Source organism: Nocardioides sp. T5 (assembly GCF_048161455.1).
Classification (GTDB): domain Bacteria; phylum Actinomycetota; class Actinomycetes; order Propionibacteriales; family Nocardioidaceae; genus Nocardioides.
The window spans coordinates 1,729,449-1,741,612 of record NZ_CP182415.1; the positions used below are offsets into that span (position 1 = coordinate 1,729,449).

A 12,164-nucleotide genomic window follows, 5' to 3' on the forward strand; every position below is an offset into this window, starting at 1 on the left:
CGGACCGTGCTCCTGAGGGCGACGTCACAGGGCCGGTGTGAGGAGGCGGCGCTGGCGGTGCGCGGCACACTGGGCCGCATGCCTCCGGAGCCGAAGACCTGCCAGGCGTGCGGTCGCACCATCGAGTGGCGCAAGAAGTGGGAGCGCGACTGGGACCAGGTGCGCTACTGCTCGACCGCCTGCCGCAAGCGGGGCGTGTCGGACGTCGACCGCCGGTTGGAGGACACCATCCTCGACCTGCTCGCCCAGCGGGCCCGTACGTCGACGATCTGCCCCTCCGACGCCGCGCGGGCGGTCGGCGACGACGACTCGTGGCGCGATCTGATGGAGCCGGCCCGGCGCGCAGCCCGACGGCTGGTGGACCGCGGCGAGGTCGAGATCACCCAGGGCGGCCACGTCGTCGACCCGTCGACCGCCAAGGGGCCGATCCGGATCCGGCGCCGCTGAGCGCCGGACGGCGGGTCAGAACGCGTAGCCGAAGCGCTCGAGGTCCTCGGCGTGGGCCGTCTCGACGAGGCGGCGGCTCCCGACCGAGTAGGAGCGCCAGTAGGCACGCTCGCGATCGGTGACGTTGGTGGCCGGCACGGCCAGCTCGAGGTCGAGCAGCTCGCGCACGTCGGACTCGAGGTGCTCCATGCGCAGCACGACGTCCGCCTCGGTGACGTGGCCGCGGTTGATCCGTCGTGGCCGCACGGGATCGCCGATGGCCTGCGCGAGCCATTCGTCGAAGTCCAGGGTCACGGCGTCGACGATCCGGTCGACGGCACCCGGCACGCGGTGGACCCAGGAGTCGGGACGGCGCAGCTCGTGGACCCACCGGGTCCGGGTGCGGGTGTGCTCCGCGACGTAGAAGTCGAACGGGTTGCGGGTCGTCGTCACGACGCGCATCCCGTGCCCGGCGTCCACCACCCCCGCCTCGACGAGCTGGCGCACGGTCGCGTGCTTCGCGTCGACGCCGACCTCCCGGGCCCGCTCCGACCCGACGGCCTCGGTCGCTCCCCGCTGCGCGACCAGGGCCTCGCCGAGGGCGGTGCTGCCGGTGCCGGGGGCCGCGGTGACGAGGAGCCCCGCGCGGTGGTCGACCGACGCCATCAGGAGCGGCCGTGACAGGGAGAGCGTGGGTGCATGCAGGTATTGCAGCAGACGCCTCCCCGGCCCCCGAAGAGGTGGTCCGCGACCCCGCTCCGCTCCCAGCGGATCCACCAGCAGCAGAACGCCCTGTGGCCACGCTCGTGACCGCGTCACGCTGGCGACATGACCACCCACACCACCTCCGAACGCATCGAGGACGAGCTCGTCCGGCGGCTGATGCACCAACGCATCGTCGTCCTGGGCGAGGAGCTCGGCGAGCGCAACGGCAACCGGCTCATGCACCAGCTGCTGCTGCTCTCCGCCGAGGACCCGCGCGCCGACATCAGCCTCTGGATCAACTCCCCGGGAGGCTCGGTGTCGTCGATGCTGGCCATCCACGACGTCATGCGGCTGATCCCCAACGACGTGAGCACCCTCGCCATGGGCATGGCCGCGAGCGCCGGACAGTTCCTGCTCTCGGCGGGCACGCCCGGCAAGAGGTACGCCCTCCCGCACTCCCGGGTCCTCCTCCACCAGGGGTCGGCGGGCATCGGCGGCACCGCGGTCGACATCGAGATCCAGGCCGACGACCTCCGTCACACCCGCGACACCGTCCTCGGGCTCATCGCCGAGCACACCGGCCAGGACCGCGAGACCGTCGAGCGCGACTCGCGACGCGACCGCTGGTTCAGCGCGACGGACGCGCTGGCGTACGGCTTCGTCGACCAGCTGATCAGCTCGGTCGACCACGTCACTCCGGCGCACCAGCGCCCCGTCGGGCTGGCAGGTGCCCGATGAGCACCTACGAGATGAGTGCCTACGACATGAGCAGCTACACCATCCCGTACGTCGTCCAGCAGACGCCGCGTGGCGAGCGCACCCTCGACCTCTACTCCCGCCTGCTGTCCGAGCGGATCGTCTACCTCGGCACCGAGATCGACGACGGTGTCGCGAACGCCGTCATCGCCCAGATGCTGCACCTGGCCTCGGAGAACCCCGAGCTCCCGATCAGCCTCTACCTGAACTCACCCGGCGGCTCGATCACCGCGATGCTGGCGGTCTACGACGCGATGCAGTTCGTCAAGCCTCCGGTCGAGACCGTGTGCGTTGGGCAGGCCGCGTGGACCGCAGCGGTCCTGCTGGCCGGGGGAGCGCCGGGCCGGCGCGCGATCCTGCCGCACGGACGCGTCGTGCTGCACCAGCCCGCGACCCAGGGCCGCGGCACCATCCCCGACCTGATCCTCGAGGCCGACGAGGTGGCGCGGGTGCGGCTGCTGCTCGAGGAGGTGCTCGCCCAGCACACGGGACGGACGCCGGAGCAGATCCGGCAGGACACCGACCGCACGCTCGTCCTGCCCGGCGAGGCCGCCGTGGACTACGGGCTCGTCGACACGGTCCTGCGCGAGCAGGGACCGGCGCTGGTCTGACCGAGCCGGGTCAGGCGGCGAGGGCGAGGGCGTCCGGTCGGCCCGCGCGAACCGCGAGCCGCCGTACGCTCAGGTCGAGCGCCCCGGCGATGGCGTGCAGCATCTCCGACGACGGGTCCTTGAGGCCGCGCTCGACCTCGGAGAGGTACTGCACGGAGACGCCCGCCCGCTGCGCCACGTCGACGAGCCGCTCGCCGCGGTGGTGGCGCTCGCGGTGCAGCTCGCGGCCGACGAGCTCGCGCCACAGGGGCTCGGGCTCGGGCGCCGGCGCGGTGGGGCGATCAGGACCGGGGAACCGCAGGATCTCTCCCATGGGTCGAACCTAGACCCGGCGCCGCGCGCGACCGAGCGATTCCGCTCAGGGCAGAACGACCCGGGAGCCCGCTCAGGTGCCGCAGAAGGTCTGGTAACCCGCGAACGAGTCGGGCGCCGGCTCGGCGTGGCGCTCCAGCCCCGCCCGCTCGTCGTACGGCGCCGAGACGGCGTCGAGCAGCTGGTCGAGCGGCGCGAGGTCACCGTCGGTGGCCGCGGCCAGCGCCTCCTCGACGAGGTGGTTGCGGGGGACGTAGACCGGGTTGGCGCGGTCCATGACGTCGGCGTCGGGGTCGAGCGCGAGCCAGCGGGCGGTCCACGCGTCGAAGCCGGGCAGGTCGAGGAACATGCCCCGCGCGGGCTCGGCGTCGCCGCGCGCGGCAGCACCGAGGCTGCGGAAGAACGACGTGTGGTCGACGTGGTCGGCCTGCACCAGCGCGACGAGGTCGGTGACGACGGCCGACGCGACCTCCTCGTCGAGTCCCTCGGGGAGGCCGAGCTTGGCGCGCATCCCAGCCGACCAGGCGGCGGAGTAGTGGCCGCGGAAGGCCCCGAGCGACTCCACCGCGATCGCCACGGCCGCGTCCTGGTCCTCGCCCAGCAGAGGGAGGATCGCCTCGGCGAAGCGGGCCAGGTTCCACTCGGCGACCACGGGCTGGTTGCCGTAGGCGTAGCGACCACCGGTGTCGATCGAGCTGTAGACCGTCGCGGGGTCGAAGGCGTCCATGAAGGCGCACGGGCCGTAGTCGATCGTCTCGCCCGAGATGGTCATGTTGTCGGTGTTCATCACGCCGTGGACGAAGCCGACGAGCATCCACTGCGCGACCAGCGAGGCCTGGGCGGCGACGACCGCCTCGAACAGCGCGAGGTGGGGGTGCTGCGCGTCGGCGGCGGCCGGGTGGTGGCGGGCGATCGCGTGGTCGGCGAGGCGGCGGAGCAGGTCGAGGTCGTCGGTGGCCCGGGCGTACTGGAAGGTGCCGACGCGGAGGTGGCTGCTGGCCACCCGCGCCAGCACGGCGCCGGGCAGCACCGTCTCGCGCTGCACCGGGCGACCGGTGGCGACGACGGCGAGGCTGCGGGTGGTGGGGATGCCGAGGGCGTGCATCGCCTCGCTGACGATGTGCTCGCGGAGCATCGGGCCGACGGCGGCGAGGCCGTCGCCGCCTCGGGAGAACGGCGTACGACCCGAGCCCTTGAGGTGCAGGTCGCGCACCCGGCCGGAGTCGTCGACGAGCTCGCCGAGCAGCAGGGCGCGACCGTCTCCGAGCCGGGGGGAGTACCCGCCGAACTGGTGGCCGGCGTAGGCCTGGGCGACCGGCGTCGCACCGTCGGGGACGCGGGTGCCGGTGAGCAGCCCGATCCCGTCGCCGCGCAGCCAGCCGGGGTCGAGGCCGAGCTCGGCGGCCAGGGGCTCGTTGAGCACGAGCACCCGGGGGTCGGGGGTGTCGACGGCCTGCCACGGCAGGGCGAGCTCAGGGAGCTCGCGCGCGAAGCGGCCGCCGAGGGTGAGGGTCGGGGTGGGTGCCGAGGTCACTCCGTCGACGATACGCGGCGGTCGGGGACGCAGCGGCTCAGCCGCCGCCGGCGGGGAGGGCCTCGAGCATGATGTCGGGGTTGTCGCGCGTGGTGACCTGGGCGCGCCACTGGTCGACGAAGAGGGCCAGGCGGGTGCCGTCGCTGCGCTCGAGCACCTCGACACCGCGCTTGCCGGCGAGCGCGGCTGCGCCGTCGGCGTCGGTGCGGCGGGCGACCTGGTAGTCGAGGCGCGAGAAGCGGATGGGCGCGTTGAACTCGTTGGTCATGCGGTCCTCGACGACCTCGAACTGCATCGGGCCGACGGCGGCAAGGACCGGGTTCTGGTCGCCGCGCAGGTCGGAGCGCAGCACCTGCACCACGCCCTCCTGGTCGAGCTGCTCGATGCCGCGCCGGAACTGCTTGTAGCGGGAGATGTCGCCGGCGCTGGCGGTGACGAAGTGCTCCGGCGCGAAGCTCGGGACCGGCGGGTACTCGATGGGGTCACCGACGTAGACGGTGTCGCCGACCCGCAGGGCCTGCGCGTTGACGAAGCCGATGATGTCGCCGGGCTCGGCGCTCTCGACGGCCGCGGTGTCCCGGCCGAAGACCGACTGCGCGAACTTCGTGGCGAAGGGCCGGCCGCTGCCGGCGTGGGTCACGACCATGCCGCGCTCGAAGGTCCCCGACACGACCCGGGCGTAGGCGAGCCGGTCGCGGTGGGCGTTGTTCATCCCCGACTGCACCTTGAAGACGAACGCGCTGAAGTCGTCGGACGTCTCCCGCACAGAGCCGTCGACGCCCTCGGTCGCGCTGGGGTCCGGGGCGATGTCGAGCAGCAGGTCGAGCAGCTGCGCGACGCCGAAGTTCTGCAGGGCGGAGGCGAACATCACCGGCGTCGTCTCGCCGGCCAGGAAGCGCTCCTGGTCGTGGTCGGCCTCGTCGAGGGAGAGCAGCTCGTGCTCCTCGAACGCCGCCTTCCACTGGAAGGAGTCGTCGTCCTCGACCTCGTCCGCGCCCATCCGCCGCTCGGGCGCGCGGGTCGCGCCGCCGGCGGTACGGGTGTACTTCACGAACTCGCCCGTCCGCCGGTCCAGCACGCCGCGGAAGTCGCCGGCCTCGCCCACCGGCCAGGTGAGGGGAGTGGGCCGGAGCTTGATCTTGTCCTGGATCAGGTCCATCAGCTCGAGCGCCGACAACCCGGGCCGGTCCCACTTGTTGATGACCGTCAGGACCGGGATGCCGCGCAGCGCGCACACCTTGAAGAGCTTGAGCGTCTGCGGCTCGAGCCCCTTGCCGGCGTCGACGAGCATCACGGCGGAGTCGACGGCGGAGAGCACGCGGTAGGTGTCCTCGGAGAAGTCGCTGTGGCCCGGGGTGTCGACGAGGTTGATGACGTGGTCGCGGTAGACGAACTGCAGGGCCGCGGACGTGATCGAGATGCCGCGGGCCTTCTCCATCGCCATCCAGTCCGACACGGTGGCCCGCCGGTCGCCCTTGCCGTGCACCGCGCCGGCCTCGGTGATGACCCGCGCGTGCAGGGCGAGGGCCTCGGTGAGGGTGGACTTGCCGGCGTCCGGGTGGCTGATGACGGCGAAGGTACGGCGGGGGCGGGTGTCGGGCACCGCGTGAATCTACCGGGCGGGACGCCCGAGCCGTGCTTCGCCGACCGCGCAGCGGCGTACGACCCGGATCACCCGTCGTGCAGGCCCAGCACGACGCGGGCGAGCCGGACGACGGGGACGCCCGCCCGCCGCGCAGCGTCCTCGAGGTGGGCGCGCGCCTCGGTCACGGTGATGCCGCGCTGTGCCGCGACGACGCCCGTCGCGGAGTCGAGCCACGCGCGCTCCTGGAGCTGAGCGGGAGCCTGCTCGGCCAGGCCGCGGGTGGAGAACGTGAGGTCGGCGTTGGTGACGGCGCCCGGGGCCCACGCGCCGAAGGCTGCTGCGAGCCGCGCGTGCCGGTCGACGAAGGTGTCGGCGGCGTCGCCGTAGAGGTTGACGGTCGCGATCACGTCGCCGTCGACCACCACCGGGAACGTGAGCGTGCTGTGGACGCCCGCCGCGGCGCTCGCGCGTGCGAAGTCCTGCCAGCGGGACTCGCTGAGCAGGCCACCGGCCGACGAGGCGATGCCGTGTCCCATCTCGATCGCGTCGACGCACGGACCGCTCGCGAGGTACTGGACGGCGTCCAGGGTGGCGACCTCCTGGTCCGTGGCCACCAGCGTGAAGGTGAGGTCGAGCTCGCGCGAGGCGATGCTCACGCCGACCAACCCGGGTGCGATGTCCCTGGCGTGGTCGGCGGTCGCGGTCAACCGTTGCGCCAGGTCGTCGTCCGGGCCGCCGTCGATGTAGGTGTCCAGCTCGCCGAGGGCCTCGAGGGTCTCCGCAATGGGTTCCACAGCCGGGTGGTACCCACTCGGGGGCGACGTATGCCTAGACCGCGCCCGTCCGGGCCGCCTGGCGTGCCAGGGCGGCATCGACGGCGCGCGGGGAGAGCACCGAGTCGAGGGCGAGGCGGACGCAGCCGACCAGGCCCGCCCGGTCGCCGTACGCCGCCGGGACGATCTGCAGGTCGCGACCGGCGAGCGCCGTGGTGGCGCTGAACACGCCCTCGCGCAGGCCGGCCGAGAAGGTGTCGAAGGCCGCGGCCATGTCGCCTCCGACGACCACGGTGCGCGGGTTGAGCACGGTCACGGTCGCGGCGAGCGCTTCGCCGATGTGGCGCCCGGACTCGCGCACGACGGCGCGCGCCCGCCCGTTGCCCTGCCCGGCCGCGGCCACCAGGTCGCGCACGTGGTGCAGGTCGACGCCGTCGCCGCGCAGCTGCTCGACCAGCGCCCACCCGCTCGCCACCGTCTCCAGGCACCCGGACTCGCCGCAGCGGCAGCGGAGCCCGGCGGCGGCCGGGACCTTGACGTGGCCGAGCTGCCCGGCGGCGTTGCGGTGTCCGCGGACGAGTCGTCCGTCGGCGACGATCGCGAGGCCGACGCCGGTCGACGCCTTGAGCACGAGCGCCTCGTCGTGCTCCTGCACGGTCGGCGCGACGTCGCCCCGCGCGGTCGGCATCTGCGAGAGCGCCATGACGCGCATGTCGTTGTCGAGGGTGAGGGGCGCGGCGGTGACGTCGCGGAGGTAGGGCGCCAGGGGCACGCCGTCCCAGCCGGACAGCGCGGGGGAGTCGACGCTCATCGCCCGGGCGGGGTCGACGGTCCCGGCCAGCGACATGCCCACACCGCGTACGTCGTCGCCGCTCCGGCCGAGCTCGCCCAGCATCCGGTCGAGGTGGCTGACCACCAGCGGCATCAGGACGTCGGGACCGGGGCCGGTCTCCTGGTCGAGGCTCACCGACGCGAGCTCGGTGCCGTCGAGCGAGCTGATCGAGAGCTGCGAACGGCTGCGGCCGACGGCGACCCCGAGCACCAGCCCGGCCGCACCGTTGAGGACGAGCGTCGTGGCCGGGCGTCCTCCGGTCGCCGACTCCTCCTCACCCTCGAACACGAGCCCGGCGTCGGTGAGGGCGGAGAGGCGTGCGTTGACGGCGGTGCGTGACAGCCCGGTCGCGCGGCCGAGGGCGCCGCGCGTCGCGGCCTGACCGGACCGGATGAGGGCCAGCACCTCGCCGGCGGTCGCCGCGGGCAGGACCGGCGGCGGGGTCGGGGAGGTCTGGGTCATGGTGGGGCGATTGTGGCACCCCAAATATGTCTTGAAAAGACGTAAGTTCCGTTGCATCGGGACGTAAGCGTCCGTACCGTGCTGTGTCATGGACTCGATCACCCCCGTCGACGCCTGCGACTTCACCGTCTTCGGTGGCACCGGCGACCTGGCCCTGCGCAAGCTGCTGCCGGCCCTCTACCTCCGCGACCGCGACGGACAGCTCCCCGACGGCTTCCGGGTCATCGGCGTCTCCCGGGCGGAGGTGGACGACGACGGCTACCGCGCGCTCGTGGCCGGTGCGCTCCGTGAGCACGTCGTCGCCGAGGACCTCGACGCCGCGGTCGTCGAGCGGCTGCTCGGCCGGCTGCACCACGTGCGGCTCGACGTCGCCGACGTCGCGGCCTGGCACCAGCTGCACGACCGCCTCAAGGACGGCGCCGCGTCCGACGACGTCATCCGGGTCTTCTACCTGGCGGTCGCCCCCGGTCTCTTCGGCACCATCTGCGAGCACCTCGACGAGGCGGGGCTGGTGACCGAGCGCTCGCGCGTCGTGCTCGAGAAGCCGATGGGCACCGACCTCGCGACCGCCCAGCAGGTCAACGCCGCGGTCGGACGGGTCTTCGAGGAGTCGAGCATCTTCCGCATCGACCACTACCTCGGCAAGGAGAGCGTGCAGAACCTCCTCGTCACGCGATTCGCCAACACCTTCCTCGAGCCGCTGTGGAACAGCCGGTGGGTCGACCACGTGCAGATCACGGTGTCCGAGTCGATCGGCGTGGGCGACCGCGGCTCCTACTACGACCGCTCCGGCGCGCTGCGCGACATGGTGCAGAACCACCTGCTCCAGCTGCTGTGCCTGGTGGCGATGGAGCCGCCGACCTACGTCGACCGCGAGACCGTGCGCGACGAGAAGCTCAAGGTGCTGCAGGCGCTGCGGCCGATGACGCCCGAGCTGGTCGACCGCGACACGGTGGCCGGGCAGTACGCCGCCGGGCTGTGCGAGGGCCGCCCCGCGGCGTCGTACGCCGACGAGGTGGGCCACGCCAGCAGCACGGAGACCTTCGTCGCGATGCGCACCGAGGTGCAGAACTGGCGCTGGGCTGGGGTGCCGTTCTACCTGCGCACCGGCAAGCGGATGCCCGAGCGGGTCTCGGAGATCGTCGTGGTCTTCAAGGAGCCGCCGCACGCCATGTTCCCGCACAGCGAGGGGCCGACCGAGCCCAACCGGCTGCACATCCGGGTGCAGCCCGACGAGGGCATGCGGCTGCACATGACGGCCAAGGAGCCCGGTCCCGGCGGCATCCGGCTGCGCCCGGTGTCGCTCGACCTCAGCTACGCCGCCGCCTTCGGCGGCCGCTCGCCCGACGCCTACGAGCGGCTGCTCATGGACGTCGTGCGCGGCAACACCACCCTCTTCATGCGCCGCGACGAGGTCGAGGCGGCCTGGACGTGGGTCGCTCCCATCCTCGAGCGCTGGTCCCAGCCCTCGCACCGCCCGCGGAAGTACCCCGCCGGCACGCACGGTCCCGTTGCCGCCGTCACGCTCCTCGAGCGCGACGGCCGATCCTGGCAGGAGACAGAATGAGCAAGCAGACCGTCCACCCGGTGGTGGCCGAGGTCACCGACCGCATCGTCCGCCGCAGCGCCGGCACCCGTACGGCGTACCTCGCCCGTACCGATGCAGCGATCGTCACGGGCCCCGCCCGCGGCAAGCTCGCGTGCGCCAACCTCGCCCACGGCTTCGCCGCCGCCGACGAGCCCGTGAAGTCGGGCCTGAAGTCGGGCCGCAAGCCCAACGTCGCGATCGTCTCGTCCTACAACGACATGCTCTCGGCCCACCAGCCCTTCCGCGACGTGCCCGAGGTGCTGAAGAAGTCGATCGTCCGGGCCGGCGGTCTCGCGCAGTTCGCCGGGGGAGTGCCGGCCATGTGCGACGGCATCACCCAGGGCCGCGCGGGCATGGAGCTCTCGCTCTTCAGCCGCGACCTCATCGCGATGTCGACGGCGGTCGCGCTCTCCCACGACATGTTCGACGCGGCGATGATGCTCGGCGTCTGCGACAAGATCGTGCCGGGGCTGCTCATCGGCGCGCTGTCCTTCGGGCACCTGCCCACGGTCTTCGTGCCGGCCGGGCCGATGACGTCGGGGCTGCCCAACGGCGAGAAGGCGCGTGTGCGTCAGCTCTACGCCGAGGGCAAGGTCGGGCGCGAGGAGCTGCTCGAGGCCGAGTCGGCGTCGTACCACTCGAAGGGCACGTGCACGTTCTACGGCACCGCCAACAGCAACCAGATGCTGATGGAGGTGATGGGCCTGCACCTGCCCGACGCGACGTTCGCCAACCCCGAGACCCCGCTGCGAGCGGCGCTCGACCGCGCTGCCGGTGCGCGTGCCGTCGCGATCACCCACGCAGGCGGCGAGCCCACCCCGGTCGGTCACCTGGTCGACGAGAAGGCGATCGTCAACGCCTGCGTCGCCCTGCTGGCGACCGGTGGGTCGACCAACCACACGATGCACCTGGTCGCGATCGCCGCGGCAGCTGGCATCACCCTCACCTGGGACGACCTGTCCGACCTCTCGGCCGCTGTGCCGCTGCTGACCCGGATCTACCCCAACGGCTCGGCCGACATCAACCACTTCGTCGCCGCGGGCGGGACGCCGTTCCTGGTGCACACGCTGCTCAAGCACGGCTACCTCCACGACGACGTGCTCACCGTGTCGGGCCGCGGCCTGTGGCGCCACACCCGCGAGGCCCGGCTCGACGGCGAGGGCGACCGGGCCGGGGTGGTGTGGGAGGAGGGGCCCAAGTCGTCCCTCGACACCGACGTGCTGCGCGGCGCCGACGACCCGTTCGCCCCGGACGGCGGCCTGCGGATGCTGGACGGCCGGCTCGGTCGCGCCGTGGTCAAGACCTCGGCGGTGAAGCCCGAGCACCGGGTCGTCACGGCGCCGGCGATGGTGTTCGACGACCAGGCCGACTTCCTCGCCGCCTTCAGCGAGGGCCGCCTCGACGGCCGCGACCTCGTCGCCGTCGTGCGCTACCAGGGCCCGGCGGCCAACGGCATGCCCGAGCTGCACAAGCTGATGCCCGCGCTCGGCGTGCTGCAGGACCGCGGCCAGCGGGTGGCGATCGTCACCGACGGCCGGATGTCCGGCGCCTCCGGCAAGGTCCCGGCCGCCATCCACGTCACCCCGGAGGCCGCCCTCGGCGGGCCGCTGGCACGGGTCCGCGACGGCGACCTGGTCACGGTCGACGCCGACGCCGGGGTGCTCGAGGTGGAGCTCCCCGACGCCGAGTTCGAGCGCCGCGAGACCACCGGCCGGGCCCCCCACGACGTCGAGTGGGCCGGCACCGGACGGGAGCTGTTCTCCGGCTTCCGGGCCATCGTCGGCACCGCCGAGACCGGCGCCAGCGTCATCCGTCCCCTGCCCGCCCCCACCGAGGAGGCCCCCGTTGTCCAGCCCGTCTGACGTCCAGCCCGCTCCCGACCTGCTCCGCGACAGCGGCGGCTCGCTCCTGTCACTGGTGCCCGTCGTGCCGGTGGTCGTGCTCGAGGACCTCGACCACGCCGTGCCCGTCGCCCGGGCGCTCGTCGCCGGTGGCCTGCCGGTCATCGAGCTGACCCTGCGCACCCCGGTCGCCCTCGACGCCATCGCGGCCATCGCCGCCGAGGTGCCCGACATCCTCGTCGGCGCCGGCACCATCACCTCGCCCGAGCTCGTCTCGCGGGCCGTGGAGGCCGGGGCGCAGTTCCTCGTCTCGCCCGGCACCACGCCGGGGCTGCTCCAGGAGCTGGCCGGCTCCGGGGTGCCGTTCCTGCCCGGCACCGCCACCGTCTCCGAGGCCATGGCGGTGCTCGAGGCGGGCTTCTCGGAGATGAAGTTCTTCCCGGCCGAGGCCTCCGGCGGGGCGGCGTACCTGAAGTCGCTGGCCTCGCCGCTGCCGGCGGCCCGGTTCTGCCCGACCGGTGGCATCACCGCCGCCAGCGCGCCGTCCTACCTCTCCCTGCCCAACGTGGGCTGCGTGGGCGGCTCGTGGCTGACGCCGGCCGACGCGCTCGCCGCCGGCGACTGGGACCGCGTCGCCACCCTCGCGCGGGAGGCTGCTGCCATCGGGGCCTGACCCTCCACGGTCGGCAGCAACCGCCGACAACCAACACGACCTCGGCTGCGTCTCAGTGGCACCAGC

General features: G+C 73.2%; 12 protein-coding genes. 6 read left to right on the forward strand and 6 right to left on the reverse strand.

What is annotated here, in order from left to right; translation table 11 throughout:
• The first annotated feature begins 78 nt into the window (after positions 1 to 78).
• On the forward strand, positions 79 to 447 hold the full coding sequence (locus ACNKF0_RS08470; RefSeq protein ID WP_416957434.1) for a DUF3253 domain-containing protein: 369 nt from the start codon (positions 79 to 81) through the stop codon (positions 445 to 447).
• Positions 448 to 462: 15 nt separating this feature from the next.
• Here the strand turns inward: ACNKF0_RS08470 and ACNKF0_RS08475 are convergent, their stop codons facing one another.
• Positions 463 to 1,092: a hypothetical protein gene (locus ACNKF0_RS08475; protein WP_416957436.1), complete on the reverse strand. Its 630-nt coding sequence runs from the start codon at positions 1,090 to 1,092 to the stop codon at positions 463 to 465.
• Positions 1,093 to 1,254: 162 nt separating this feature from the next.
• Here ACNKF0_RS08475 and ACNKF0_RS08480 point away from each other — a divergent pair, with 162 nt between their 5' ends.
• Together ACNKF0_RS08480 and ACNKF0_RS08485 are read left to right on the forward strand one after the other, a co-directional pair.
• Complete coding sequence (locus ACNKF0_RS08480) at positions 1,255 to 1,869, forward strand: ClpP family protease (RefSeq protein ID WP_416957438.1); 615 nt, start codon at positions 1,255 to 1,257, stop codon at positions 1,867 to 1,869.
• 26 nt (positions 1,870 to 1,895) lie between these two features.
• A complete protein-coding gene (locus tag ACNKF0_RS08485; protein WP_416958461.1) occupies positions 1,896 to 2,498 on the forward strand; it encodes a ClpP family protease in 603 nt (200 codons plus the stop codon).
• A 10-nt stretch (positions 2,499 to 2,508) separates the two neighbouring features.
• Here ACNKF0_RS08485 and ACNKF0_RS08490 read toward each other — a convergent pair whose 3' ends face one another.
• The 5 genes from ACNKF0_RS08490 to ACNKF0_RS08510 all read right to left on the reverse strand — a co-directional run bounded on the left by ACNKF0_RS08490 (position 2,509) and on the right by ACNKF0_RS08510 (position 7,996).
• Complete coding sequence (locus ACNKF0_RS08490; protein ID WP_416957440.1) at positions 2,509 to 2,811, reverse strand: helix-turn-helix domain-containing protein; 303 nt, start codon at positions 2,809 to 2,811, stop codon at positions 2,509 to 2,511.
• 72 nt (positions 2,812 to 2,883) lie between these two features.
• Positions 2,884 to 4,344 carry a protein adenylyltransferase SelO gene (locus ACNKF0_RS08495; RefSeq protein WP_416957442.1) on the reverse strand — a complete coding sequence of 487 codons (1,461 nt, stop codon included), beginning with the start codon at positions 4,342 to 4,344 and terminating at the stop codon, positions 2,884 to 2,886.
• A 37-nt stretch (positions 4,345 to 4,381) separates the two neighbouring features.
• Complete coding sequence (locus tag ACNKF0_RS08500) at positions 4,382 to 5,947, reverse strand: peptide chain release factor 3 (protein WP_416957444.1); 1,566 nt, start codon at positions 5,945 to 5,947, stop codon at positions 4,382 to 4,384.
• 68 nt (positions 5,948 to 6,015) lie between these two features.
• Entirely contained in the window at positions 6,016 to 6,723 is a 708-nt protein-coding gene (locus ACNKF0_RS08505) for an ANTAR domain-containing protein (protein WP_416957446.1), read from the reverse strand.
• Between the two features lie 34 nt (positions 6,724 to 6,757).
• A complete protein-coding gene (locus ACNKF0_RS08510) occupies positions 6,758 to 7,996 on the reverse strand; it encodes an ROK family protein (RefSeq protein WP_416957448.1) in 1,239 nt (412 codons plus the stop codon).
• 88 nt (positions 7,997 to 8,084) lie between these two features.
• On the opposite strand from ACNKF0_RS08510, the gene zwf reads away from it, so the two are divergent.
• The 3 genes from zwf to eda are packed head-to-tail and all read left to right on the forward strand — an operon-like array spanning position 8,085 to position 12,098.
• Positions 8,085 to 9,563 (forward strand): glucose-6-phosphate dehydrogenase, encoded by a 1,479-nt coding sequence (zwf, locus tag ACNKF0_RS08515; RefSeq protein WP_416957450.1) that lies wholly within the window; start codon positions 8,085 to 8,087, stop codon positions 9,561 to 9,563.
• Positions 9,560 to 11,446, forward strand: a complete 1,887-nt coding sequence (edd, locus tag ACNKF0_RS08520; RefSeq protein WP_416957452.1) for a phosphogluconate dehydratase — start codon at positions 9,560 to 9,562, stop codon at positions 11,444 to 11,446. Before zwf ends, edd begins: the two co-directional genes overlap by 4 nt.
• Complete coding sequence (gene eda / locus ACNKF0_RS08525; RefSeq protein ID WP_416957454.1) at positions 11,430 to 12,098, forward strand: bifunctional 4-hydroxy-2-oxoglutarate aldolase/2-dehydro-3-deoxy-phosphogluconate aldolase; 669 nt, start codon at positions 11,430 to 11,432, stop codon at positions 12,096 to 12,098. The genes edd and eda overlap by 17 nt, the downstream gene beginning before the upstream one ends.
• Positions 12,099 to 12,164 lie beyond the last annotated feature (66 nt).

What these genes read in the sequence shown, in the direction of transcription:
- ACNKF0_RS08490 (WP_416957440.1), bottom strand. Translation starts at nt 2,811, where the DNA reads ATGGGAGAGATCCTGCGGTTCCCCGGTCCTGATCGCCCCACCGCGCCG.
- ACNKF0_RS08510 (WP_416957448.1), bottom strand. Translation starts at nt 7,996, where the DNA reads ATGACCCAGACCTCCCCGACCCCGCCGCCGGTCCTGCCCGCGGCGACC.
- ACNKF0_RS08470 (WP_416957434.1), top strand. Translation starts at nt 79, where the DNA reads ATGCCTCCGGAGCCGAAGACCTGCCAGGCGTGCGGTCGCACCATCGAG.
- ACNKF0_RS08475 (WP_416957436.1), bottom strand. Translation starts at nt 1,092, where the DNA reads ATGGCGTCGGTCGACCACCGCGCGGGGCTCCTCGTCACCGCGGCCCCC.
- edd (WP_416957452.1), top strand. Translation starts at nt 9,560, where the DNA reads ATGAGCAAGCAGACCGTCCACCCGGTGGTGGCCGAGGTCACCGACCGC.
- ACNKF0_RS08485 (WP_416958461.1), top strand. Translation starts at nt 1,896, where the DNA reads ATGAGCAGCTACACCATCCCGTACGTCGTCCAGCAGACGCCGCGTGGC.
- ACNKF0_RS08480 (WP_416957438.1), top strand. Translation starts at nt 1,255, where the DNA reads ATGACCACCCACACCACCTCCGAACGCATCGAGGACGAGCTCGTCCGG.
- zwf (WP_416957450.1), top strand. Translation starts at nt 8,085, where the DNA reads ATGGACTCGATCACCCCCGTCGACGCCTGCGACTTCACCGTCTTCGGT.